This is a genomic window from Nonomuraea mesophila, from assembly GCF_004352805.1.
Taxonomy (GTDB): Bacteria; Actinomycetota; Actinomycetes; order Streptosporangiales; family Streptosporangiaceae; genus Nonomuraea; species Nonomuraea longispora.
On the sequence record NZ_SMLD01000110.1, the window covers coordinates 1 to 23,659 of the forward strand.

Genomic DNA, 23,659 nt, shown 5'->3' on the forward strand with positions numbered 1-23,659 from the left:
GCCCCCGACCGCGCCGACACTGGCTCCGGTCCGGCGCCTCAGCCGGCGGCGGCCTTGCGCAGGGCGTCGCCGAGTGCTTCGGCGCTGGTCGCGCCGACGATCACCTCGCCGTTCTCGAAGACGAACCTCGGTACGGTGGTGACGCCGTTCCGCCGCGCAGTGGCCGCCTGCTCCCGTACCTCCGCGACCCCGTTCCCGGAGGCGAGGAAGGTCCGCACCCGGCCGCCGTCCAGGCCGGCGCGTTCGGCCAGGTCGGTGAGTGAGGGGTGGTCGGCGACGTTCACCCCGTCGCGGAACTGCGCGTCGAAGAGGGCGGTGGCCAGCGCTGCCTGGACCTTGGCGCCGTGGTCGTTCAGGGCCAGCCACAGCAGCCGGTGCGCGGTCAGGGTGCTGACCGCCACCGCACGATCGAAGCGATACTCGATTCCTTCATCGGCGCCCAGCCGGGTCATCCCCGTGAGCATGGCCTCGGCTTGTTCCGGTCCGAACAGCTCGATCACCGCCTCCGTCAGGGGGCGCGGCTCCTCGGGAGCGTCGGGGTCCAGCAGGTACGGGCGGTGGACGAGGTCCACGTCCGGTGTCGCGCCGGTCGCGTCCATCGCGCGATGGAACTGGTACGTGCCCAGGCGGCACCACGGGCAGGCGATATCGCTGTACACCTCTACGTTCATCCTCCAAGCCTCCCGGCCTTGGGCGTCTGCGGGCAGGCTGCGGTTATCCCAGCCTTGGTGGGGCCAGGCTCGCGTACATAGAATCCCGGTTGATGAGCGAGACAGAGCTGGGCGCGTTCCTGCGCGCGCACCGCGAGGCGGTCCCGCCGGCCGCGGTCGGGCTTCCGAACGGGGCGCGGCGCCGCACCCCCGGCCTGCGCCGGGCGGAGCTGGCGACGCTCGCCGGCGTCAGCGTCGACTACCTCACCCGGCTCGAGCAGGGGCGCGACCGCAGTCCGTCCGCTCAGGTGCTCGCCGCGCTCGCCGAGACGCTGGGTCTGTCACGTGACGAGCAGATCCACCTGTACCGGCTGGCCAAGGCCGGCGGCGCCGGCATGTGCCAGGAGGCCGCCACGACGCGGGTCCTGACGGTACGCCCGACCGTGCGGGCGCTGCTGGACCGGCTGGAGCCCGCGCCCGCGCTGGTCGTCAACTCGTCGGGCGACCTGCTGGCGTGGACGGCCGGGTTCGCGCGGCTCGCGGGGCCGACCGGGCTGCTGGAGGACGAGCCGCCCAACCTGGTCCGGTACGCCTTCACCGATCCGCGGGCGCACGACGTCCACCCCGACTGGGAGACGGTCGCCAGGGAGCGGGCCGCCGCGCTGCGGACCGCGGCCGCGCTCGGCGACCCGTACGCGGCGGCGCTCGCCGAGGAGCTGACGATCACCGCCGGCGCCCGCTTCCGTGACCGGTTCGAGGGTTCGGCAACGCTGCCGTCGCGCACCGGCGTCGAGCGGTGGGCGCACCCGGACGTGGGGGAGCTGCGGCTGGCGTACGAGAGCCTGGAGCTGCCCGACCCCGACGAGCAGCGGCTGGTGGTCTACCTCGCCTCCGACGACGCCACCGCGGCGGCCCTCGACGGCCTCACCGACCACCACCCCGCCGCCTCCTGACACCCGCACGAGGTCATCGGCGCACCCGGTAGCGCAAGTGGAGCACCCGGCTCCCCTGGATGACCACGTGAGGGTCCTCCAGCAGGTGCTGTACGTCGACCGAACCGAAATACCGTTTGCCCGACCCGAACACCACGGGCACGACGTCCATCGCGACCTCGTCGACCAGTCCCGCGGCCAGCACCTGGCCGCCGACGGCGCCGGCGGCGACCTCGACCGTACGCTCGCCGGCCAGGTCCTGCGCCCTGGCCATGGCGGCCTCGATGCCGTCGACGAAGTGGAACGGCGCCTCGGGGTCCCAGCCTTCGGGACTCGGCCGGTGCGACACGACGACCACGTGGTCGATCCCGGCGGGAGGCTTGCCGCCCCAGCCGTCCGTGAGGTCGAAGACGTGGCGGCCGGCGACCGTCACGCCGATCTCGTCCCAGTACGCCCGGGTGTAGTCGTAGGACACCCGCGACACCTTCACCTCCCCGGACTCGTCCAGCGGGACGTCACCGTTGGACAACCACTCGAACAGCGGCCCCACCTGGTCGTCCTCGTCCGCGATGAAGCCGTCCACCGACACCGAGCTGTACATGACCACTTTGCCCATGGGCTCTCTCCTTTGCTCCGCGAGTGCCATGGTGGCGGGTCGGGCGCCGCCGGCTCTTGTAAGAAATCAATCGGCGGGCAGCGGTCCGACGTCGAGTGCGTGGCCGGGATGTTCGTTCAGGAAGCGCCGCCGCACGTCGACGTACCGGGTCGGTGTGAGCCCGGTGAACGTCCGGAACTCGTGGCTGAAGTGGGCCTGGTCGAAGTAGCCCGCGCGGCCGGCGAGCTCGGCCCAGTTGACCGGTCCCGCGGGGTCGATCGCGGACACGGTGGCGGCGAAGCGGTAGGTACGGGCGAGCCGCTTCGGGGTGACGCCGATGAGTGCTTTGTACCGTTGTGCGAGATGGGTGCTGCTGACCCCGGCCGCCGCGCTCAGGTCGCCGATCGCCACCCCTCCCGCGGCCGCCTCGATGAGGCCGCTCGTGTGGCGTACCAACTCCAGACCTGCGGTTTCGCGCAGGCGCCGCAGCAGCTCGTCCTCGAGAGACGTCAGCATCTCGTACGGCCCGGCCGCCGTGGCCAGCCGGTCCCGCAGCGCGGCGACGCCGGCACGCCCCCATACCTGCTCCACCGTCACAGGGAGGTCGCACAGCTCGGCCGCGGGCATCGTCAGGAACGGCGCCAGACCCCACGGCTTGAAGTGCACGCCGACCGACCTGGTCCCCGGCGGGTAGCCGAACGCGAAGGCTCGGGTGGGTGTGGTGAGCACGCAGCCGTCGGCGTACTCGGCCGCCTCGGCGCCGGCGCGGATGCGGAACGGCGCTCCTAGGTTGATGATGAGCACCGCCGACGGCATCGGCGGCAGCCACAGCCTGGGGTACGGCGGCGTGCCCTCCAGGTAGTAGAGGTCGTCGACCAGCCCGGCCAGGGGCGGTCGCGGCTTTCTGGACACGTACTGCACGCTTCAAGCATCGCCGACGGCACGGGGAGGTCACCAGGGCACGATGCGGGCATCCCGGGCGGGCGCGCGCGATAGCATGCGGCGGCCCGCGGCTTACGAGCCGGTTTCTCGCTGAGGAGAGTTCTGCATGACGTTCCGGCGGCACAGGGAGCAGATGGCGGCGCGGGCCCTGGCCGAATTTCCGGATAAATCCGATATCTACGTCGTCACGTTCCGCATCGACAGTGTCGATCAGGACGCCCGGTTCCCCTACCTCGCGATCGGCTACAACACCGAAACCGACGTGGCCCGGCTGTCGGCGAAGGCGAACTCGCTTGACGCATGGGAGGCGCGCTGGAGCTACGCCTGTTTCCCGCCGTCCGGGCTGGAGGGCCACCGCGTCGCCGGCCACGACCCCGAGCACGATCCGGCCGGTGCCGAGCTGCACCGGCGCGAGGCGCTCGCGCAGGGCCTCTGGTACGAGGACGACGACGAGCTGTCCGAGCAGCAGCGCGACGAGCGTGACGAACGCCTTGACCAGCAGTTCCACGAGCTCTGCGTCGACCTCGCCCGGTGGCTGCACGACGGCGGCCGGATCGTCGAGACCCTGGGCAGGCCCCTGCCGGTGGTCCTGTACGACATGTTCGACCCCGACGAGATGTTCGCTCTCACCAGAGCCGCCAACCCGCCCGAACTGGTCGAGGAGTTCCTCACGGAGGACCCGGAAACGCGGTAGGAAACAGCTCTGGTGCGTTGCTACCGTGTACGCGTGCCCAAAGCGGACAAGGTGCGCCGTCGCTGAGAGCGGCGGCGCATAACCCCAGTTCACGCCGTCGCTCCTGACCTTTGGCCAGGAGCGCCCTCGTGGCGCTCGGATCTTTCCTCTCCGGAGCGCTTCCTTGTTCACCTTGTCCGTACGTCAACGTCGGCGTGTCCTCGTCGCCGACCTCATCTCCACAGGGGTGTTCCCGCTCGCGATCACCGGCGCGACCGCGGTCGTCCCCGACGTGACCGAGCAGCTGCCCGGGGCGGACGCCCTGGGGCCGTGGATCGTCCTCACCTACAACGGGCTGTTCGCCGCGGCCCTGCTGCTGGCGGGGGTGGTCGCGGACCGCGCCGCCCGCACCAGGTTCTTCGCCATCGGCAACCTCGTCGTCGCGACCACCGGGATCCTGTCCGCGTTCGCCCCCGACCTGTGGTCGCTGGTGGCGCTGCGTACGGTGGCCGGCGTAGGGGCGGCCATGTGCGCCGCCGGCGGATCGTCGATGATCCTGGCCGTCTATCCGCCGGAGGAGCGGCGCCGCGTGTACGGCTACACGGGCGCCGTGCTGGGCAGCAGCCTGGCGCTGGGCCCGGTCGTCGCCCAGGGCCTCATGGCGGTCGGAGGCTGGCCGCTCGTCTTCGTCGCGCCGGCGGCCGTCGCCGCCCTGGCGGCCCTGGGCACGCTCGGGCTTCCGGCCCTGCGCAGCCCGGAGGTGCCCGAGGGGTTCGACCTAGCCGGTGCCGTGCTGTTCGGGGTGAGCATCGCCGCGGCGGTGACCGCGCTCGGGCTGGGCTTCGGGCCGGAGGTGCCGTGGTGGGCGCCGGTCGCGCTCATCCTCGTCGCGGTGGTGAGCGCCACGGCGCTCGTCCGCGTGGAACGGCGTGCGCCCGACCCCGCGATCCCCATGGACCTGCTGCGGATCCCCGCCTACCGCGCGTACGCGCTGGCGACGGGCGCCTTCATGGGCATGCTCGTGGTGGGGTTGACCGTGCTGCCCCAGCTCGGCGCCGCCCTGGACCTGGGGCCGGGAACGTCGGCGGTCATGCTGAGCCTGCTGACCGTGCCGTCGACGGTTCTTCCGCTCGTCGCCGCCCGGCTCGCCCGCCGATGGGCACGGCAGCTGGTGACGACCGCCCTGTTCGCCTGCGCTGCCACCGCCGTCCTCCTCCAGGTCACCCACCACCCCGCCGCTCTGCTCGCCGCGTCGGCGGCGGTCGGGCTGTGTCTCGGGCTGACCGAGGGTGTTCCGGACGGGCAGGCCCTCAAGCACGTGCCCTTCCAGCGAGGAGGGGCGGGCGCCGCGCTGTTCGGCACGGCGCGGATGAGCCTGGAGACCCTCACCCTGGGGGCGGCCACCGGGGTGATGGCGGCGCTGGGCCCGTCGTCGGGGATGGCGGTCGCCGGCGCTGTGTGCCTGGTCGCCGGGTTCGTCGTGCACCGTACCGTTCCGTCCCGCGACCTGCAGCGGACCTGAGCTCAGGCGGCGGTCATCCGGCGCAGGCCGGCGAGTTCGAGCGCGCCGCGTAGACGGCCACCACGAGCGCCCCGGCCAGCAGGAACGCGACGCCGAGCCCCGTGAGCGGGATGAGCCCCGAGAAGGCGAGCAGCAGGAGCGCGACGCACGACAGCGCGTTGCCCGCGACGACGAACGCGGCGTGCCGCGGCGGGATCCGCGGATATCCGGCGATGAGGCCGAGGGCCGCGGCACCGCCCAGCATGGCCACCCCGAACGGGACGGACCAGGCGGTCGGCAGGCCGAGCGGGCCGCTGAGCGCCGGCCCGGCGGCGAGCATGACCACGCCGAAGACGGCGGTGCTCCAGCCGTCGATGCGCAGGATCAGCCGCAGCCGCCGCGAAGCGTCCGCCTGGTTCACGTCGATCTCCTCCCCGGACGTGGTGGCGGGCAACCGCGCCATGTCCGTCCTGATGGACGGCGTGCCCGAGCACCTGCTGCAGCCGCGGCCGAACGTCTTCCGGCTCACGCTGCATCCCGACGGGCTGGCGTCCCGCCTGGCCAACCTGGGCGAGGTGCGTACGCTCACGCTGCAACGGCTGCTGCGCCAGGTCAACGCCACCGGCGACGAGACGCTCCGCGCGCTGTACGAGGAGGTGTCCCGCTATCCGGTGCCGGCCGAGCCGGACGATGCCGGGCATCCGCCTGCTCGGCGAGGACACGAGCGCCGGCGGGGCATGAGCCGCGCCGCCTCGGCGATCCCGCGGATGGAGATCAGGGAGGGATTCCCGGGTTCGTCCTCCGGAGCCGACCCCGCGTCCAGGGTGGGGCCGCCGACGGAAGTGCGACACGAAGGTCGGTTGAGGTCAAGCTGGCACGGCGGTCGCTTCCGTACGGGCACTGTGACGCAGGAAGCCGCCGCCCTGGAGCACGATCAGCAGGGCCGAGTTGGCGATCAGCGCCCACCACAGCCCCGCCAGCCCCCAGGTCGCCGCCACCGGTACGGCGGCCGACGCCAGCATGCCGTAACCGGCCGCCACGGAGCCGAGGCTCCACGACGACCGTTTCAGCCCCGCCAGCCCGAACCCCAGCACGGCCTGCGCGCCGTCGACCGCCGCCATGACGGCCACGAGCCAGACCAGCGCCACCACGGTGGTCACGACGCCGGGGTCGGTGGTGAACTGCCCGACGAGCGGGCCACGGAAGGCGACCAGGAGCGCGCCGCCTGCGGCCACCCCGGTGACGGCCAGCGCGAACGCCGCTCCCATGACGCCTCTGACCTCGCGTCTCCCGCGGGCGCGGGCGACCTCGGGCACGGACGCCTGCGCCACCGACAGGGACACGAACATCAGCGGGCCCATCATCGCGTGGAGCACGGCGTGCGCGGCGGCCTCCCGCGTGCCTGTGCGGAGCGCCGCGTAGGTGACGACCCCGAGCACCGCGAACTTGATCAGCATCGTCCCCGACAGCGGGATGCCCACCCGCGCCAGCTTCATGATCTCAGCGGGCCGGGGCCGTCCCCGCCCGACGCCGCCGCCGAGCAGCCGGCGCAGGCGCAGGTTGGACACCGCGAGAGCGGTCGCCCCCGCGGCGATCATCGCGAACCCCATCCCCGGCAGGCCGATCCGGGGCACGAGGACGACGACCAGCACGATCGACACCGCCGCGCTGGAAAGGCTCGCCCAGATCACCTGGCGGCTGTGGCCGAGCGCGATCAGCGCCGCGTTCGCGCCGCCGCCCAGGCCGTACAGCAGCACGTACACGACCAGGAGGTAGGGGAAGATCCCCAGCTCGGCCAGCACCTCGGGCGGGGCGCCGCCGAGCGAGGCGACGAGCGGGACGCAGGCCACGGCCCCGGCGGCGAGCGCCGCGACGATGAGCGACAACCATCGTGCGTCCCGCAGCACGGGGACGGCGCCGGGCGGGTGCTCGCGGTGAGGAGCGACGAACGGCGCCATGCCGCGCAGCGCCCCGGTGACCGCGGTGAAGGCCGGGTTGAGCACGGCGGCCGTCACCGCGTACGCCGCGAGCGCGGCGGTCGCCCGCCGCCCGAGCACGGCGGTGCCGACCAGGCCCGCGACCTGGTTGACGATCATGGAGAGGAAGAGCGGGACGGCCGCCGCGGCGATGGCACGATGCTGGAGGAGAGGCATGGAAAGCACAATCCCGGGACGCTGGACGGCCCGGGACTCACTCTCATTTTATCAGCTCGGTGATCAGGACATAGCGCTCGTCCTCGATCGGGCGGCCCCACAGGGCGGGGTCGGTGAGCCGCTCGTGGTGGGAGACGCGGGCGCCTGCGGCCCGCAGCACCTCGGTCAGTTCCTGGGCCGTGACCCCGCCGGGCCAGCGCAGCGGCGGGGCGCCGGGCGCGTAGGCGTCGCCCGCCCGGGCGCTGCGCCAGTGTCCTTCGACGAGCACCAGGCGACCGGCCGGGCGCAGCAGCCCGAGCCAGCGGCGCAGCGCCGCCTCGGGATCGGGCAGCGTCCACACCAGGTGGCGGACCAGGATCACGTCGAACGACGCGCCGGCGGCGACGGGCGGGTCACCCGCGTCTCCCACCAGCAACGGCACGGTGAAGCCCGCTGAGGTCAGCTTCCGCCCCGCCTGCTCGACCATGCGCGGCGACAGGTCGACGCCCGTCGGGCGGTGCCCCTGCCCGGCGAGGAGCAGGGTCAGGGAGCCGGTGCCGCAGCCGAGGTCGAGGACGTCGGAGGGGGTGGCGGGCAGCCACCCGGCCAGCCGGCGTGACCACGCGGCCCGGACCTGGGGGTCGCGCAGCCCGTGGTCGGGCCCGTCGTCGAAGGCGTCGGCCGTGGCGTCCCAGTAGGAGGAGATGGGGGCGAGGTCAGGTGTCGGCATGCGGGCAAGGGTCGCAGGCGGCACCGACAGTTCCGGTGCCAGGTCAGGGGGTGTGGCCGGGCGCCCTGGCGGCGGCGAGGTGGTCGTGCAGTTCGGCGTGGCGGAACTGGTAGAAGGGGCCCACGGTCCGCAGGACGCCCAGGTGGTGCAGCTCGTGCAGGAAGCGCATCAAGCGGAACGGCAGCCGGCGCGATGGCCCGAGGTGCATCAGGGCGATGGTGGACACCAGCCACATGTGCTGGCGTTTGTTCACCATGCCGAACGCGATGCCGAAGACGACGCCCATCCCCGCGTGCGCGAGCGGGGACGTGGGAGGCGACACGAGGGACGCCTCGTTCATGAAGTCGACGGCGAAGCCGACGATCGCTCCGAGGAGCAGGCCGTTCAACACCTGCACACCCACGAGGCTGCGGTTGACCCGCCAGGTGGACTGCGGGGTGAGGGCGGCGGTGAACGGCGGGAGCCGGTTCTCGTCCGCCCGGGCGGGCGTTTTGTCCTGTTGCCGCATCATCCGCACGGTCACCCAGCCGAGGCCGAGCGCCGAGAACAGGCCGGCCAGGCCCATCTTCCAGCCATACGCCACCAGGGCGTAGACCACGAACGGCAGGCCGATGCCGGCCGGCATGATGATGGCCATCTTGCCCGCGTCGGACAGCAGGTCGCGGGTGAAGTCGCGCAGCCGTTGCCGCACGCGCAGCGGTGCGAAGTCAGGGGTGCGGGTGGCCTGCGTCGCGGACAGGCCGTAGCAGAGGCCGAAGGCGGCGCCGAAGGCCGGCCCGTAGGTCAGCGTGGCGGTCAGCACGGTGGGGAGCGCGAACACGAGACCGCTCAGACCACCGATCCAGGTACGGGCGAGCGCGCGCTGTGCCCGGGAGGCGGGCAGCGCCTGGTCGGTCAGCCGCCACCAGGCCAGGTCAGGACCGTCGGCCTCGGCCTGCAGGCGGGCCATCCGCCGCGTCCATTCGGTGATCAGGGCCGGGTCCCAGGTGGTGGGGCCGATCGTGGTGCGCGCGGTCAGCAGGGCGTCGAGGAGGTTGTCGAGCAGGTGGGCGCGCAGGGCGGCCACGTCGTCGGCGTACTCGGTGACCAGCGGAGCCGGGTCGGCGTCCGGCCGGTCAATGTAGACGGCCCGGACCATCCACAGGCCCAGGGCGGTGGAGGTGATCCCGGCCAGGGCCGGCGCGGTGCCCTCCTTGAGGGCGCGCAGGACCGTGGTCCACGCCGAGGACGCGGAGAGCGCGGGCAGATGGGCACTCAGGTAGTCCGCCGCGACGTCGGGGTCGAGCGCCTTGGGCACGATGACGGCGGCGGCCTTGAGCGGGCGGCGCGCGGCGGTGACCGCGTCGCCGTATTCGGTGGTGCGCGAGGTGACGATCACCTGATCGCGTTCCATGAGCGTGCCGGACAGTTTCGCGATCACCTTGGCGCGGGCGGGCTCAGGCAGTTCGTCGAGCCCGTCGAGCACGGCCAGGATCGAGCCGCGGGCCGCCAGGACGTCGGCGCCGTCCTGCTTGTTGCCCGGGGTGCGCAGGGCGGCGTAGTCGGTGCGTACGCGCTCGGCCACCCAGTCCTGGAACCGGGGGTGGACCTCGGTGTCCCAGTCGGCGACGGGCAGGAGCACCGGGACCGGTTCGTCGTCCGAGCGGGTGCGGATCAGTTCCAGCATCAGCTGGATGGCCAGGGTGGTCTTGCCCGTGCCCCGGCCTCCGGTGATGACCAGGCGGCGCCGGCGCAGCGAGCGGAAGGCGACGGCGAGCGCCTTGATGTCGTCCGATCGGCCCGCCACCGCCGGCTCACGGTCGGCGATCAGGTGTGGATGGTCCATGAGCTTCGTGCGGCGGGTCATGTGCCAGGAGACCGGAATGGGCGGATCGCCCAGCGAACGTGTCACCACCTCGTCGCTCCACCGCTCTTCGACGAGGTCGGCGAGGTCCTTCATCGTGTCGGTGACGCTCCCGGGGGTGGGGGCGAGCACGCGTCCGAACCGCTCGACGGCCAGCGCGGACGCCACCGCCGCCACGATGGTGGCGGCGATCCAGGGGCCGCTCCACACGCCGTCGTTGAGCACCTGGTTGGCGGCAACGGACACCATGACCGGCAGCAGCACCGAGGACAGCCATAACAGCCGGGTCCGCCAGCTCCACCCGCCCACCATGGGAGCCATCGTAGTGAGGTTTCGCGGTCGGCGAGCTTCCATCGTCGAGCCTCCCACCGCGTTCACGAGCCTGCCGCGGATCGGTGCTCCGCGGTGCCGACCGTAGACGGCGACGGGTTGAGGATCTGTTGAGGATCTGTGAAGACGGGCGACAAAACTATTGATCAGCCTATAAATCAGACATTAGCGTTCGACGCGACATTGATCTTCCATACTCGTAAAAGAGGCAGTCATGTCCGTGACCGCTAACCTCCGGAGAGCCCTGGCGGTGGCGCTGGCCGTCGTCCTCGCGACGACCGTGGCGTCGTCCCAGGCGGGCGCCGGCGCGGTGGCCGAGCCTCGGCGACCGAACATCATCTTCTTCCTGGTCGACGACATGTCAGCCGACCTGCTCCCGTACATGGACACCGTGAGCGGCCTGGCGAGGAACGGCACGACGTTCACCGACTACTACGTGTCCAACTCGCTCTGCTGCCCCTCGCGGGCCTCCATGTTCACCGGCCGGTTCCCGCACAACACCGGCGTGGAGACGAACAAGGGCTCCGACCGCGGCGGTTACGCGGCGTTCGAGCCGCACGAGAGCCGTACGTACGCCGTCTCGCTCGACCGGGCCGGCTACCGGACCGGTTACCTCGGCAAGTACATCAACGAATATCCGGTGGGCCCCGGCTACAAGGTGCCGGCCGGCTGGGACGAGTGGCACGTCGCGGGAGGCGGCGGCTACAACGAGTTCAAATACCAGCTCACCGGCTACATCAAGGAGGAGTCGGCGGACGACAGACCGCTCGGCCCCTCCGGCGGCAAATACCTGGTGGACGTGCTCGGGCGGCGGGCGGCCGGGTTCATCGAGCGTTCGCGCGAGCACGCGCCAGGCGAGCCGTTCTTCCTCCAGGTCTCGCCGTTCTCGCCGCACGCCAGGGTCGGCGTCAAGCCGGGTGAGAAGGAGCCGCGCTTCCCGCCGGCGCGGCGCGACCGGCCGAAGACCGGGTGGCCGGCAGGGGAGTTCCCGAACGGCGACTGCGGCGGCACCGACTGCGCCACCATCGACGTGTCCACGCTGCCCGCCTTCGACGAGGACACCGCGGACAAGCCGTCCTGGGTACGCCGAGACAAGCTCCCCGCGAAACTCGTCAAGGAACTGCGCAAGGACTTCCGCAACCGGATCCGCATGGTGCAGTCGATCGACGACATGGTGGAGCGGGTCCTGTCCACGCTGACGGAGGAGGAGAGGCGCACCACGTACGTCGTCTTCACCAGCGACAACGGCTTCCACCTCGGTCAGCACCGCCTGGTGCGCGGCAAGTCCACCGCCTACGACCACGACGTACGGGTGCCGCTGCTGGTCAGGCGGCCGGCGGCGGGACGGCACGGCGACCTCGTGACCGGCGCCCTCGCCCAGAACGTCGACCTGTTCGCGACCTTCCTCGACCTGGCGGGCGCCGGCCCGTCGGTGCGCGACAGCCGTGACGGCCGCAGCCTGCTGCCGCTCATCCAGGGCCGCAAGGTCAAGGACTGGCGCGACGCGGCGCTGATCGAGCACGTCAAGCCGGACCCGCAGGCGTCGGGCGGGCCGGACCCCGACGCCGACAGCCTCCAGGCGGGCAACTCCCAGCCGCCGAGCTACGCCGCCGTACGCACCGAGGGCGAGCTGTACGTCGAGTACGAGGGCGAGGCGAAGCCCGAGTACTACGACACGGTCGCCGACCCGCACCAGCTGACCAACGACCCTGACCACGCCAGGACCGCGGACCTCGCCAAGGCGCTCGGCGCCCTGCGCACCTGCGGCAAGCCCGGCGCCCTGGACTGCTGGACGGCCGCCCGCCTCAGGTGACGATGAGTTCCGCCGCGTGCGGAGGTCTGTACAGGCATGCGCAAAGTCATCTACTGCATGATGGTCTCCCTCGACGGCTACGTGGAGGCCCCCGGCGGGGACATCGGCTGGTCGTCGCCCGACGAGGAGGTGCACGCCTTCTGCAACGACATGGCACGCGGCATGGGCGGCGCCCTCTACGGCCGGGGCCTGTACGAGAACATGTCGGCCTTCTGGCCCACGGCCGACCAGGAGCCGGACGCCCCGGAGGTCGTCGTCGACTTCGCCCGGACCTGGCGGGCGACGCCGAAGTACGTCTTCTCCAGGACGCTCACCCAGGTCGGCTGGAACAGCACGCTCATGACCGGTGATCTGGAGGCGGAGGTCACGCGGTTGAAGCGGCAGGACGGCGGCGACCTGGAGGTGGGCGGGGCGACGCTGGCGCACAGCCTGGTGCGGCTCTGCCTGGTGGACGAGTTCCGGCTGCTCGTCCACCCGATCGTGCTGGGTCGGGGCAGGCGGTTCTTCCCGGAACTCGCCACCCCGGTCGAGACCCGCCTGGTCGAGAGCAGGACGTTCGACTCCGGCGTCCTCTACCTCCGCCACCAGGTGGTGCGACCCACGCACGCCGGCTGAGCGCCGGACCTCTCACCAGGCACTTTTCCTCCGGAAATCTGTCGGGTGTCGTAGACGCCGATGGTAATAAGTGATTAGATCACTTGATATGTCCGAGGTAACGCGGCCCACGCTTTCCGACGCTCTCACCGAGCGCATGCTGGAGCTCATCCGCAAGGGCGGGCACCGGCCAGGCGACAGGCTGCCCTCGACCAGAGAGCTCTCCCAGCGTTTCGCCGTCACCACCCCGACGTTGCGCGAGGCGCTGCGCCGGCTCGAGGCCACCGGCGCCATCGAGCTGCGGCACGGCTCCGGCATCTACGTGGGCGCCGCCATCGAGCGGCTGGTCCTGCCCAACCCCAACATGCGCGAGGTGCACGCCGCCCAGCTCGTCGAGCTGCTGGGGGCGCGCATCGTCATCGAGCCGCCGCTGGCCGCGATGGCCGCGCAGCGCGCGGAGGGCGACGAGCTCGCCGTGCTCAAAGGGGTGCTCGACAAGGCGGGCAAGCACCTGCGCGGCGAGGACGCCGAGCTGCACGAGGCGAACATGTCCTTCCACCGGGCGACCGCGCGGATGGCGGGCAACAGCGTGCTCCACGAGGTCGTCGACTCGCTGCTCCTCGTCCACGGGCCCGAGCAGCGGGAGATCCTGCAGATCTTCGACGACCGGCGGCGCGACTACGAGGAGCACCTGGCGATCCTGGAGGCCATCGAGGCGCGCGACCCGGCGCAGGCCGAGGAGCGCATGCGGGCCCATCTGGTCGAGGTCAGGACGGTCATAGAGCACAGGTTGCACCCCCCGGGTTGAACCGCCCGGTTGAACCCCCGATGGAAACAAGGAGGCCGGTCCATGTTCCGGTCACGTGTGGTCACGCTCGGCGTGGCGGCGCTCGTCCTGACCGCCTGCGGTGGCAACGGCGCCGGCGCGCCGCGGGAGAAGAAGACCGAGCTGACGCTGTACAACGACAAGGGCGCGTGGACGAAGTATTTCGAAGAGATGAGCGCTCTGTCCAAGCAGAGCGTCGGCCTGAGCATCAAGCCGACGGGATACACCGACTCGGCCCAGTATCAGGCGTTCATCAAGGCGTCGTTCCGCACCGACGTCAAGCCTGACCTGTTCACCTGGCAGACCGGGGGAATGCTCGAACAGATCGTCAAGCAGAAGCAGGTGGCCGACACCTCGGCCATCTGGCAGGAGGCGATCAAGGCGGGCGACCTGTCGAAGGACCTCCTGCCCTACTACACGATCGGCGGCAAGCAGTACTGCGTGCCGATGAACGTCGCCTACTGGGGCATGTTCTACAACAAAAAGATCTTCGACAAGTACGACCTGAAGCCCCCGGAGACCTGGGACGACCTCATCAAGACCGCCGACACGCTGAAGCAGAACGGCGTGAAGGCCTTCTACCACACCAGCGTGCTGTTCTCGTTCGTCTGGTTCGAGCAGCTCCTGGCCGGCACCGACCCCGACCTGTACGACCGCCTGTCCACCGGCCAGGCGAAGTACACCGACCCGGGAGTCGTGCAGGTCATGGAGAAGTGGAAGCAGCTGATCGACGCCGGCTACTTCATCAACCCGGGTGACAAGACCGACCCCGCCGACGTGCTGAAGAACGGCAAGGCGGCGATGGTGTCGTCCGGCAGCTGGTTCAACACGAGCATGACGCAGCGCAACCTGAAGGCCGGCGAGGACTACGACTTCTTCGTCATCCCCAACCTCAACCCGGCGCTGCCCAAGACCTCGATGATCTTCGAGAGCGGGCCGCTGTGCTCGTTGACGAAGGCGGCCGACCCCGAGGCCGGCGCGAAATACCTCAAGTGGTGGACGACCGCCGAGGCCCAGGAGAAGTGGGCGACGAGCCGCGGTGACGTGAGCGCCAACCCGAAGGTGGAGATCGACGACAAGGCGCTCGGCGCCGTCACCAAGGACGCGGGCAGCGGGAAATACCGCCTGGTCAACCGCTACTTCGAGGCCACGCCGCCGCCCGTGCTGACGGCCGCGCTCGACGGGTTCAGCAAGTTCGTCACCCAGCCCGGCTCGTACAAGGAGGTCCTGGAGACCATCCAGCAGGCCGCCGACGAGTATTGGAGCACGCAGTAGTGAGCACACGTGCTCCCTTGCTCGGTCGCTTCAAGCACGGTTACGTCGCGCCGGCCGCTCTTCTGGTCGCGGGGCTGCTCTACGCGCCGTTCCTGTGGACGGCCTACCTGAGCCTGACCCGCTACGACGGCCTCGAGCCGCCGGCGTTCATCGGGCTGCGCAACTTCACCAAGCTGTTCGACGATCCGGCGCTGCTCACCTCGACCCGCAACACGCTGATCTGGGTGGTCGGCACGATGGTGCTGCCGGTCGGCCTCGGCCTGCTGGTGGCGGTGTTGTCGTACGACCTGAAGGGCGGCGCCTGGTACCGCCTGCCGTTCATGTTGCCGTACGCGCTGAGCGGTGCCGGGCTCGCCATGGTGTGGAGCCCGATCCTGTCGCACGGCGGGATCGCCAACCTGATGCTCGGCGTGGACACCGCGTTCCTGCAGGACGCGCCCACCAACACGGTCGCCATGCTGCTGGTCTGGACGTGGCAGCAGCTAGGCGTCAACACGCTGCTGTTCGTGGTGGGCCTGCAGTCGATCCCCAAGGAGCCCATCGAGGCCGCCCGGCTCGACGGCGCCTCAGGGTGGCGGTTGTTCCGGCACGTCATCTGGCCGCTGATGAGGCCGCTGACGGCCGTCGTGGTGGGGCTCGCGCTGGTGGCCGGGCTGAAGACGTTCGACATCGTGTGGGTGCTGACGCAGGGCGGGCCCGGCCGCAACTCGGAGACCCTCGCGGTGACGATGTACAAGGAGACGTTCGTGGCCAGCGACTACGGCTACGGGTCGGCGGTCGCGGTGATGCTGACGGTGGTCACAGGGCTGGCGTCGTACCTCTATCTCAAGAGGCAGGTGACCGCCACATGATCAGGCGTGCCGTGCTCGTCGTGCTCGGGCTGGTCTGGCTCGGGCCGACGTACCTGCTGCTGATCAACGCCGCGCGGCCGGCCGGGTCGTACGATCCGGGCAGCGCGTGGGTGCCGTCCGGCGACTTCGCGCTGTTCGAGAACTTCGGACGGGCGCTGGAGAGCGCCGACCTGACGCAGAGCCTGGCCAGCACCGCGCTCTACAGCTTCGTCTCGCCGCTGCTCGGCGTGCTCGTGGGCGCGCTGGCCGGCTACACCATCGTGGTGCTGCGGCTGAAGTACGGCTTCTGGTGGTTCCTGCTGATCTTCGGCGGCACCATCTTCCCCTCGCAGATGTTGCTCGTGCCGCTCTTCGTCGGCTACAGCGACGCCGGCCTGTACGACTCCAGGCTCGGCATGATCCTCATCTACACGGCGATCAACGTGCCGCTGGCCGCGTTCGTGCTGCGCAACTTCTACTCCGGGGTCGCGTTCTCGATCTTCGAGGCCGCCCGGATGGACGGCGCCTCCACGTGGCGCATCTTCTGGCGCATCTACCTGCCGATCTCGGCCAGCGCGCTGACCGCCGTGTTCATCCTCGAGTTCACCTTCATCTGGAACGACCTCATCTTCGGCCTGACGCTGACGCAGACCGAGGAGGTGCGGCCCGTGATGACCGCCATCGCCGGCCTCATGACCGACGTGTACGCCGGAACCCCCGTGCCCGTCGGCCTGGCGGCGGGCCTCGTGGTCTCGCTGCCGACGGTCGTGTTGTTCCTCGCAACCCAGCGCCTCTTCGCCAGGGGCCTGTCTCTAGGGAGTGTTTGATGACGAGCCGGTTGCTCCAGCGAAGCCTGGGCAGTCCCGACTACGACGGGATCAGGCAGGCGCTGCGCGACGACACCTCGACACCGGTGATCAGCGTGCGCGGGCTGGAGGTGCGGGTCGCGGTGTTGCCGCTGTTCACCCACGACGGCCGCCAGGCGGTCAGGGTGTCCAGCACCCGGCCGCTGACGCACACGCTGGTGGATGTGGACAGCGCGTCGGGCAGCGACGTGACGCTGCTGGTGCCGGAGGTGGACGCGCCGCGCGAGCTGACGCTGGAGTGCCGCGACGACGCGGGCCCGGTGGGCTCGGCGCAGGTCACGGTGACGCCGCAGCGCAAGTGGAGCGTGTTCGTCGTGCACCACTCGCACCTCGACATCGGCTACACCGACCCGCAGGGCACGGTGCTCCGCCACCACCTCGACTACCTGGACGCGGCGCTGCGGCTGGCCGAGGAGACCTCGTCCTGGCCGGACGACGCCAAGTTCCGGTGGAGCGTCGAGTCGTCGATGCCGGCGCTGAGGTGGCTCGACGCGCGGCCGCCCGAACTGGTCGAGAAGTTCGCCGCGCGGGCCCGCGAGGGCGTCATCGAGGTGACGGCACTGCCGTTCCAGCTGCACACCGAGGCCTGCTCGACCGAGGAGCTGCACCGCCAGCTCCGCTTCACCTCCCAGCTCAAGGACCGGTACGGCTTCGCCACCACGTCCGCGATGCACACCGACGTGCCGGGCGCGGTCGTCGGCCTGGTCGACGCGCTCAGCGCACACGGCGTGCGCTACCTGGCGGCGGCCCACAACTGGGCCGGGCGGTCCGTGCCCTACCTGCACGGCGGCGACAAGCTGACCAGGCCGTTCCGGTGGCGGGCGCCCAGCGGCAACGAGGTCATCGTGTGGTTCACGGACACGCCGCACGGCATGGCGTACATGGAGGGCAACACGGTCGGGCTGACCGACTCCTTCGAGCTGGCCGACGACCTGCTGCCGCGCTACCTGTCGGCGCTGGCCACGCGCGGTTACCCGTACGGGCCGGGCACGTTCGGCTGGCAGGGGCCCGACGCGCCCAAGGAGCCGTACGAGCTGGACGTGCTGCACCTGCGGGTGCAGGGCGCGCACGCCGACAACGCGGGCCCGTCGATCGTGCCGGCCTCGATCGCCCGCAGGTGGAACGAGCAGTGGGCCTACCCGCGCCTGCGCTCGGCCGCCAACAAGGACTTCTTCGAGCACGTCGAGGAGCACTACCTCGACCGGCTCTCCGTGCACGAGGGCGACTGGACCGACTGGTGGGCCGACGGGCTCGGCTCGGGTGCGCGCCCGCTCGGCTACGTGCGCAGGGCGCAGTCGGCGCTGCGGGTGGCCGAGACGCTGCACACGCTGGCGGGCGAGGACGCCACCGAGGAGATCGACGCCGCCTACGACAAGGTCGCGCTGTTCAACGAGCACACCTGGGGCGCGGCCAACCCGTGGGAGGACGCCGAGGAGGCGGGCGACTCGGGCGGCCTGCAGTGGACGCGCAAGTCGTCGGGCGCCTACCAGGCCCAGGACGACGCGTCCGACCTGCTGCACGCCGCGACCCGCAGGTTCGCCGCCGCGCTGACGGGGGCCGGCGGTGAGCACGGCACGGACGGTGCACTGGCCGCGTTCGCCGTCTTCAACCCCGGCACGCGGGCGCGCACCGACGTCGTACGCGCGTTCCTGCCCAGGGACGTGGTGGGCGTGGACGTGCCGATCGCGGTGGTGGACGCCCGGACCGGGCGCACGCTCGCGCACCACGAGGAGCTGGTCGACCCCGTGGACTGGCCGACGAGGCCGATCGGGCGGCACGTGCACGCGGTCGTCGAGGACATCCCTGGCCACGGCTACGTCCGCCTCGACGTCGTGCCCGGTCGGACCCAGGCCCCCGAACCGGTCGAGCTGGGCCGGGACGGGGTGATCGAGAACGAGTTCTACCGGGTCGCGTACGACGTGCGCGAGGGGTACGTCAGCTCGATCTTCGACAAGCGGGCGGGCCGCGAGCTGGTCAACGGCGAGGCCGCGGCCGGGTTCGGCCAGTACGTCTACGACCAGTACGCCACCGCCCCGCATTTCAACCACATGTCCGGACACGTGGGGGCGCATGACCGCACCCTGCTCGGCGACCGCGCCATCGGCAGGAACGCCGTCGTCACCAAGGTCCAGCGCACCGCCGTGGGCGAGAAGCTCGTCGTGGAGCTGCAGGCCAAGGGCGTCGACTGGCTGCGCACCACGATCGAGCTGCACAACGGCGTGCCCAGGGTCGACCTGACCTACCAGCTCGCCAAGCAGGGCACCCCCTCCAAGGAGGCGGTCTTCCTGGCCTTCCCGTTCGCCGCGGGCCAGGCCACGGCCTGGGAGCTGACCGGCGGCGTCGGCGGCCCCGACGTGCCCCGGGTGCCGGGCTCGGCCGAGTACATGCTGCCGATCCGGCACTGGATCGCGTTCGAGGACCGCGAGCTGACCATCGCCTGGGCCACGCTGGAGGCGCCGCTGGTGCAGCTCGGCACCATCCACATGCCGTACGCGCCGTTCCCGCCGACCCTCGACCAGGAGGACGGCACGGTCTACTCGTGGGCGCTCAACAACATCTGGGACACGAACTTCCCCGCCCAGCAGCAGGGCGAGACGACGTTCCGGTACGCGGTCACCAGCGAGGCCGGAACGGGAGGCAGGCGGCTCGGGGCGGCGGTCGCCTCCGGGCTGACCGAGCCGTTCGTCGGCGCGCTCATCGGCGACGGCCCCGCCGCCGGCCGCACGTACGTCTCCGTCGACCACCCCGACGTGCTCGTCACGTCGCTCGGCCGGTCGGGTGACGAGCGGGTGGTGCGGCTGCAGTCGCTGGCCGCCGAGCCGGTGGAGGCCACGGTCACGCTGCCGGGCCTGCGCTCGGCCCGCGGGCTGGACGTGGTGGACGAGTCGGTCAAGGTACGGCTGCCCGCCTGCGGGGTGGCCGTGGTCAGGGGGACGTGCGCGTGAAGATCGTTGACATCAGGGCCACGACGGTCGCGGTTCCGCTGGAGGCGCCGCTGCGGCACAGCAACGGCGCGCACTGGGGGCGGTTCGTCCGCACGATCGTCGAGGTCGAGGCCGACAACGGGCTGATCGGCCTGGGGGAGATGGGCGGCGGGGGCGAGAGCGCGGAGTCGGCGTTCCGCGCGCTCGTGCCGTACCTGAAGGGTCATGATCCCTTCCAGCTGGAGGCGCTGCGCTTCAAGATCGCCAACCCGACGGCCTCGCTCTACAACAACCGGACCCAGCTCCTGGCCGCCATCGAGTTCGCCTGCGTCGACCTCATCGGGCAGCACCTGGGCGTGCCCGCCAGCGACCTGCTGGGCGGGCGCGTCCGCGACGCCGTCCCGTTCGCCTCCTACCTGTTCTTCCGGTACGCCGCCGAGGGCCACGCCGAGATCCGCACGCCCGGCCAGCTCGTCGAGCACACCGCGCGGCTCAAGGCGGCGCACGGGTTCACCGTGCACAAGCTCAAGGGCGGCGTGTTCCCGCCGGACTACGAGCTGGAGTGCTACCGGGCGCTGGCCGAGGCGTTCCCCGGAGACCGGCTCAGGTACGACCCGAACGCCGTGTTGTCGGTCGCGGAGGGCCTGCGCTTCGGCCGGGCCATCGAAGGGCTGAACAACGACTACCTGGAGGACCCGGTCTGGGGGCTCGAAGGGCTCAGAGCCGTGCGCGAGCAGGTCAGGGTGCCGCTCGCGACCAACACGGTCGTGGTCAACTTCGAGCAGCTCGCCTCCAACGTGCTGCGCAGGGCCGCCGACGTGGTGCTGCTCGACACGACCTTCTGGGGCGGCATCCGGCCGTGCGTGAAGGCGGCGGGCGTGTGCGAGACGTTCCAGATCGGGGTGGCCGTGCACTCGTCGGGCGAGCTCGGCATCCAGCTGGCCACCATGCTCCACCTCGGCGCGGTGCTGCCGAACCTCACCTACTCCGCCGACGCGCACTACCACCAGCTGCGCGACGACGTGATCGAGGGCGGCAAGATGGCGTACTCGGAGGGCGCCATCGCCGTGCCGGACGGTCCGGGGCTGGGCGTGCGGCTCGACAGGGATCGGGTGGCGAAATACGCCGAGCTCTACCGCGAGATGGGCGGCTACCCGTACGACCGCGACCCCGGCAGGCCCGGATGGTACGCGACCGTGCCGAACGCACGGTTCGCCGACCCCGCCGTGTCCGTCGAGGTCACACCATAATGGTGCGCTATGTCTGAACCTTCGCGGCCCGCTCCGCCCGCCGACAACCTGGTCACCACCTCCCATGCCCTGCCGTCAGGGGAGCGCTACACCGCCACCACCGGCACGATGGTGCTGCGCGAGGAGGTCTTCACCGACGGCGCCTTCGACGGCCTGCGCCCGAAGGCCGAGATGTTCGTGACCGCGTACACGCTGGACGGCGCCGACCCGCTGAGCCGGCCGGTGACGTTCGCCTTCAACGGCGGGCCCGGATCGTCGAGCGTGTGGCTGCACCTCGGCGTGCTCGGGCCGCGCCGGGTCGTCATGGGGGACGCGGGTGCGCTCCTGCCTCCCCCGTACGGCCTGGCCGACAACGAGGAGAGCCTGCTGACGGTGAGCGACCTGGTCTTCATCGACCCGGTCTCCACCGGCTACTCGCGGGCGGCCGAGGGGGAGAAGCCGGAGCCGTACCACGGGTTCACCGGCGACCTGGAGTCGGTGGGCGAGCTCATCAGGTTGTGGACCACGAGGAACGCGCGGTGGATGTCGCCGAAGTTCCTCGCGGGCGAGTCGTACGGCACGGTCAGGGCGGCCGGGCTGGCCGAGCACCTGCAGTCGCGCTACGGCATGTACATCAACGGCGTGATGCTGATCTCCTCGGTGCTCGACTTCATCACCGGCGAGTTCAACCAGGGCAACGACCTGGCCCACGTCCTCTACCTGCCGACGTACGCGGCCATCGCCCACTACCACGGGCTGCACGGCGACCGGCCGCTGGCCGACGTGCTGCGCGAGGCCGAGGAGTTCGCCGAGCGCGACTACCCGTGGGCGCTGGCCCGCGGCAACCGGCTCACCCCCGACGAGCGCGCCTCGGCCGTGGCCAGGATCGCCGCGCTGACGGGACTGACCGAGGACTACGTCGACCGGGTGGACCTGCGGATCGAGCACATCCGGTTCTTCACCGAGCTGCTGCGCCCGCGCCGCCAGGTCGTCGGCCGGCTCGACGGGCGCTTCACCGGCTGGGATCCCGACGCGGGGCGCGAACACTTCTTCGCCGACCCCAGCATGAACGCGATCATGGGGCCGTACAGCGCCGCACTCAACCACTACCTGCGGGCGGAGCTGGATTACGCCAGCGACCTGCCGTACGAGGTGCTCACCTCGCGCGTGCAGCCGTGGTCGTACAAGGAGTTCGAGGGCGCGCACGTCGCCGTCACCGACAAGCTGGCCGCCGCCATGCGCGCCAACCCGCACCTCCGGGTGCACGTGGCCAGCGGCTACCACGACGGCGCGACCCCCTACTACGCCGCCGAGCACGCCATCGCCCACCTGCCGGTGCCCGCGGAGCTGGCCGCCAACGTCGAGTTCACGTACTACGAGGCCGGCCACATGATGTACGTCCACGAGCCCAGCAGGCTGCGCCAGTCAGCCGACCTGGCCGCTTTTGTGCTGGGCGAGCAGGCCTGACGCCCGTTTCAGCCGCTGCTTGAGGTTGGAGCGGAGGGCGGTGAAACGGCGGGGATTGTCGGCGATCACGTCCTGCTGGAGCTCGGCGTCGGCTCCGTACCACGCCAGGACGAGCCCCGACGACCACTTGCACCTGGTGTCGGCGGTCGCCGTCTGCTTCTCCTCCTCGGTGACCTCCGGCTCGTCCAGGTTCCAGCGCTTGTCGGCGATGGCCGCCTCGGGCGACGGGTAGGAGTGGCCGGCCTGGGCCATGCACGACTGCCAGCGTTTGGCCGCCTCCTTCACCGTGGGATCCTTGGCGGCCTGCTCCAGCGTGAGCGAGTCCTGCAACGAGAACCACGGCCAGTCCGCCTTGCGCGCCCCCTTGTCCAGGGTCTGCGTCGCCCGGTCGAGGCAGCCGCGGTCGGCGGCGGTGCCGTACAGGCGGTGGCGGACCGGCTTGGGCAGCTTGGCGGCCCACGCGCCGGTCGTGTCGGGAGAGGGCGGCCTGGCCAGGTGGTAGCCGTACTGTTTGGCCGCCTCGATGTCCGTGACACCGTAACGGCGGGAGTTGCCGGGATCGACCGCGGCGATATCGGCGGCGTCCTCCGCGGGTGGGGTGACGGTGCTGCCCCGTTCGCGCATGCATTGGACGACGAGGTGGTTGTGGGCATTGCCCAGAACGGCCCGCTGCTTGGGAGTGGTCTTGTAGGCGTCGAACGGCAGCACCAGCTGCGTCATGGCGGCGCTGTCCTGGTCGGGCGCCGCGGGCGCGGCGGGCTCGTCGGCGGAGCAGGCCGCGGCTGACGCCACCAGCAGCAGCGTGCTCGCGAGGAGCCTCCGGCGACCGGTTTCCGGCGGCCAAGCCCGGAAACCGGCACTCCCGTCAATTCTCAGCGGCACCAGATGTCGATCGCGCTGGTGCGGTTGTTGCCGATGGCGTTGTTCGACAGGTAACCGTCGTTCGAGTTGTGCGTGAACGTGCTGTGCGCGCCCGTGTAGCCGGGGTGCTGCCAGAGGGTGGCGCTGCAGCCGACCCGGTTCCTGACCGAGCTGGTCTCGTTGTCCATGCTGTGCCAGGTGTTGCTGAAGTCCCAGTTCAGCCAGTTGTTGTCGGCAAGGTTGGAGTCGTCCTTGACGAAGTCACGCCAGTGGTCGATCTGGCCGCGGTTGTAGTCGAAGCCCGCGTACAGGCAGACACGACCGCCGTAGCAGGTCGAGCGGGGGCTCGCCACCGCGGCGGCCGCGGGGGCGACCACGGTGAACATCGCGGCCACGGCGACGATGCCGGCGGCCTTCCTGGATAGCCTCACAGGTCTCTCCTCGATCGGTGAGTCGTTTTCGACCTCGGTAACTTAGCGTGCCGAATCGAACACGAGTCGTTGTGACTCGCCGATCCACAAGGGCTGCGCGCCCGTGCAAGGTCGCGTGCCCTGGCTCGCCGACTCACTCGTATCAGGCCTGTGACGTGGGCTTTCGTCGCGTTGACGGAACTGTTGCCGGCTCTGGTGCGCCGGTGGAGGAACCC

General features: G+C 71.0%; 21 protein-coding genes and 1 pseudogene. 13 read left to right on the forward strand and 9 right to left on the reverse strand.

Going from position 1 to position 23,659, the window contains the following annotated elements:
- Window positions 1-38: 38 nt before the first annotated feature.
- Window positions 39-671: a DsbA family oxidoreductase gene (locus E1295_RS32065; protein ID WP_132636218.1), complete on the reverse strand. Its 633-nt coding sequence runs from the start codon at window positions 669-671 to the stop codon at window positions 39-41.
- Window positions 672-763: 92 nt separating this feature from the next.
- Between E1295_RS32065 and E1295_RS32070 the strand changes: the two genes are divergently transcribed.
- The gene (locus E1295_RS32070) at window positions 764-1,603 is read left to right on the forward strand and encodes a helix-turn-helix domain-containing protein (RefSeq protein WP_132636221.1); all 840 of its coding nucleotides are present in this window, start codon (window positions 764-766) and stop codon (window positions 1,601-1,603) included.
- A gap of 13 nt (window positions 1,604-1,616) precedes the next feature.
- Here the strand turns inward: E1295_RS32070 and E1295_RS32075 are convergent, their stop codons facing one another.
- Both E1295_RS32075 and E1295_RS32080 read right to left on the reverse strand, forming a co-directional pair.
- Complete coding sequence (locus E1295_RS32075; protein WP_132636224.1) at window positions 1,617-2,198, reverse strand: dihydrofolate reductase family protein; 582 nt, start codon at window positions 2,196-2,198, stop codon at window positions 1,617-1,619.
- A 66-nt stretch (window positions 2,199-2,264) separates the two neighbouring features.
- Window positions 2,265-3,089, reverse strand: coding sequence for a helix-turn-helix domain-containing protein (locus E1295_RS32080; protein ID WP_220448997.1), 825 nt, complete (start codon window positions 3,087-3,089; stop codon window positions 2,265-2,267).
- A 136-nt stretch (window positions 3,090-3,225) separates the two neighbouring features.
- On the opposite strand from E1295_RS32080, the gene E1295_RS32085 reads away from it, so the two are divergent.
- Window positions 3,226-3,813 (forward strand): hypothetical protein, encoded by a 588-nt coding sequence (locus E1295_RS32085; RefSeq protein WP_181958074.1) that lies wholly within the window; start codon window positions 3,226-3,228, stop codon window positions 3,811-3,813.
- A 172-nt stretch (window positions 3,814-3,985) separates the two neighbouring features.
- Window positions 3,986-5,314 carry an MFS transporter gene (locus tag E1295_RS32090; RefSeq protein WP_246080595.1) on the forward strand — a complete coding sequence of 443 codons (1,329 nt, stop codon included), beginning with the start codon at window positions 3,986-3,988 and terminating at the stop codon, window positions 5,312-5,314.
- A 13-nt stretch (window positions 5,315-5,327) separates the two neighbouring features.
- Here E1295_RS32090 and E1295_RS51255 read toward each other — a convergent pair whose 3' ends face one another.
- A complete protein-coding gene (locus tag E1295_RS51255) occupies window positions 5,328-5,822 on the reverse strand; it encodes a hypothetical protein (RefSeq protein WP_246080597.1) in 495 nt (164 codons plus the stop codon).
- Here E1295_RS51255 and E1295_RS51260 point away from each other — a divergent pair.
- A pseudogene (locus E1295_RS51260) lies at window positions 5,767-5,952 on the forward strand (MmyB family transcriptional regulator); the annotation flags it as partial. The gene E1295_RS51255 and the pseudogene E1295_RS51260 overlap by 56 nt on opposite strands.
- 207 nt (window positions 5,953-6,159) lie before the next feature.
- Here E1295_RS51260 and E1295_RS32105 read toward each other — a convergent pair.
- Genes E1295_RS32105 through E1295_RS32115 form a run of 3 tightly spaced genes read right to left on the reverse strand, consistent with a single transcriptional unit; the run spans window position 6,160 to window position 10,310 of the window.
- Entirely contained in the window at window positions 6,160-7,446 is a 1,287-nt protein-coding gene (locus E1295_RS32105; protein WP_132636230.1) for an MATE family efflux transporter, read from the reverse strand.
- A 43-nt stretch (window positions 7,447-7,489) separates the two neighbouring features.
- Window positions 7,490-8,155, reverse strand: coding sequence for a class I SAM-dependent methyltransferase (locus tag E1295_RS32110; protein WP_132636232.1), 666 nt, complete (start codon window positions 8,153-8,155; stop codon window positions 7,490-7,492).
- 43 nt (window positions 8,156-8,198) lie between these two features.
- Complete coding sequence (locus E1295_RS32115; RefSeq protein ID WP_166427501.1) at window positions 8,199-10,310, reverse strand: NACHT domain-containing protein; 2,112 nt, start codon at window positions 10,308-10,310, stop codon at window positions 8,199-8,201.
- A gap of 232 nt (window positions 10,311-10,542) precedes the next feature.
- Here E1295_RS32115 and E1295_RS32120 point away from each other — a divergent pair, with 232 nt between their 5' ends.
- From E1295_RS32120 to E1295_RS32160, 9 genes are all read left to right on the forward strand, one after another.
- A complete protein-coding gene (locus tag E1295_RS32120) occupies window positions 10,543-12,141 on the forward strand; it encodes a sulfatase family protein (protein ID WP_132636236.1) in 1,599 nt (532 codons plus the stop codon).
- A gap of 36 nt (window positions 12,142-12,177) precedes the next feature.
- Window positions 12,178-12,756: a dihydrofolate reductase family protein gene (locus E1295_RS32125; protein WP_132636238.1), complete on the forward strand. Its 579-nt coding sequence runs from the start codon at window positions 12,178-12,180 to the stop codon at window positions 12,754-12,756.
- 88 nt (window positions 12,757-12,844) lie between these two features.
- Window positions 12,845-13,543 (forward strand): FadR/GntR family transcriptional regulator, encoded by a 699-nt coding sequence (locus E1295_RS32130; RefSeq protein ID WP_132636240.1) that lies wholly within the window; start codon window positions 12,845-12,847, stop codon window positions 13,541-13,543.
- Between the two features lie 42 nt (window positions 13,544-13,585).
- On the forward strand, window positions 13,586-14,836 hold the full coding sequence (locus E1295_RS32135; protein ID WP_132636242.1) for an ABC transporter substrate-binding protein: 1,251 nt from the start codon (window positions 13,586-13,588) through the stop codon (window positions 14,834-14,836).
- A gap of 17 nt (window positions 14,837-14,853) precedes the next feature.
- Complete coding sequence (locus E1295_RS32140; protein WP_132636244.1) at window positions 14,854-15,687, forward strand: carbohydrate ABC transporter permease; 834 nt, start codon at window positions 14,854-14,856, stop codon at window positions 15,685-15,687.
- A complete protein-coding gene (locus E1295_RS32145) occupies window positions 15,684-16,493 on the forward strand; it encodes a carbohydrate ABC transporter permease (RefSeq protein ID WP_132636246.1) in 810 nt (269 codons plus the stop codon). The genes E1295_RS32140 and E1295_RS32145 overlap by 4 nt, the downstream gene beginning before the upstream one ends.
- The gene (locus E1295_RS32150) at window positions 16,493-19,477 is read left to right on the forward strand and encodes a glycoside hydrolase family 38 N-terminal domain-containing protein (RefSeq protein WP_132636248.1); all 2,985 of its coding nucleotides are present in this window, start codon (window positions 16,493-16,495) and stop codon (window positions 19,475-19,477) included. The genes E1295_RS32145 and E1295_RS32150 overlap by 1 nt, the downstream gene beginning before the upstream one ends.
- On the forward strand, window positions 19,474-20,706 hold the full coding sequence (locus E1295_RS32155; protein ID WP_132636250.1) for an enolase C-terminal domain-like protein: 1,233 nt from the start codon (window positions 19,474-19,476) through the stop codon (window positions 20,704-20,706). The genes E1295_RS32150 and E1295_RS32155 overlap by 4 nt, the downstream gene beginning before the upstream one ends.
- 9 nt (window positions 20,707-20,715) lie before the next feature.
- Window positions 20,716-22,152, forward strand: coding sequence for a S10 family peptidase (locus E1295_RS32160; protein WP_132636252.1), 1,437 nt, complete (start codon window positions 20,716-20,718; stop codon window positions 22,150-22,152).
- Here E1295_RS32160 and E1295_RS32165 read toward each other — a convergent pair.
- Entirely contained in the window at window positions 22,111-22,944 is an 834-nt protein-coding gene (locus E1295_RS32165; RefSeq protein ID WP_132636254.1) for a hypothetical protein, read from the reverse strand. The genes E1295_RS32160 and E1295_RS32165 overlap by 42 nt on opposite strands.
- 80 nt (window positions 22,945-23,024) lie before the next feature.
- Window positions 23,025-23,444: a peptidase inhibitor family I36 protein gene (locus tag E1295_RS32170; protein WP_132331763.1), complete on the reverse strand. Its 420-nt coding sequence runs from the start codon at window positions 23,442-23,444 to the stop codon at window positions 23,025-23,027.
- Window positions 23,445-23,659: the final 215 nt, after the last annotated feature.

Bases quoted from the DNA above. Each gene is read 5' to 3' on its own strand.
- E1295_RS32065 (WP_132636218.1), bottom strand. From the start codon at position 671: ATGAACGTAGAGGTGTACAGCGATATCGCCTGCCCGTGGTGCCGCCTG.
- E1295_RS32110 (WP_132636232.1), bottom strand. From the start codon at position 8,155: ATGCCGACACCTGACCTCGCCCCCATCTCCTCCTACTGGGACGCCACG.
- E1295_RS32115 (WP_166427501.1), bottom strand. From the start codon at position 10,310: ATGGTGGGCGGGTGGAGCTGGCGGACCCGGCTGTTATGGCTGTCCTCG.
- E1295_RS32150 (WP_132636248.1), top strand. From the start codon at position 16,493: ATGACGAGCCGGTTGCTCCAGCGAAGCCTGGGCAGTCCCGACTACGAC.
- E1295_RS32145 (WP_132636246.1), top strand. From the start codon at position 15,684: ATGATCAGGCGTGCCGTGCTCGTCGTGCTCGGGCTGGTCTGGCTCGGG.
- E1295_RS32160 (WP_132636252.1), top strand. From the start codon at position 20,716: ATGTCTGAACCTTCGCGGCCCGCTCCGCCCGCCGACAACCTGGTCACC.
- E1295_RS32125 (WP_132636238.1), top strand. From the start codon at position 12,178: ATGCGCAAAGTCATCTACTGCATGATGGTCTCCCTCGACGGCTACGTG.
- E1295_RS32120 (WP_132636236.1), top strand. From the start codon at position 10,543: ATGTCCGTGACCGCTAACCTCCGGAGAGCCCTGGCGGTGGCGCTGGCC.
- E1295_RS32135 (WP_132636242.1), top strand. From the start codon at position 13,586: ATGTTCCGGTCACGTGTGGTCACGCTCGGCGTGGCGGCGCTCGTCCTG.
- E1295_RS32070 (WP_132636221.1), top strand. From the start codon at position 764: ATGAGCGAGACAGAGCTGGGCGCGTTCCTGCGCGCGCACCGCGAGGCG.
- E1295_RS32130 (WP_132636240.1), top strand. From the start codon at position 12,845: ATGTCCGAGGTAACGCGGCCCACGCTTTCCGACGCTCTCACCGAGCGC.
- E1295_RS32075 (WP_132636224.1), bottom strand. From the start codon at position 2,198: ATGGGCAAAGTGGTCATGTACAGCTCGGTGTCGGTGGACGGCTTCATC.
- E1295_RS32085 (WP_181958074.1), top strand. From the start codon at position 3,226: ATGACGTTCCGGCGGCACAGGGAGCAGATGGCGGCGCGGGCCCTGGCC.
- E1295_RS32105 (WP_132636230.1), bottom strand. From the start codon at position 7,446: ATGCCTCTCCTCCAGCATCGTGCCATCGCCGCGGCGGCCGTCCCGCTC.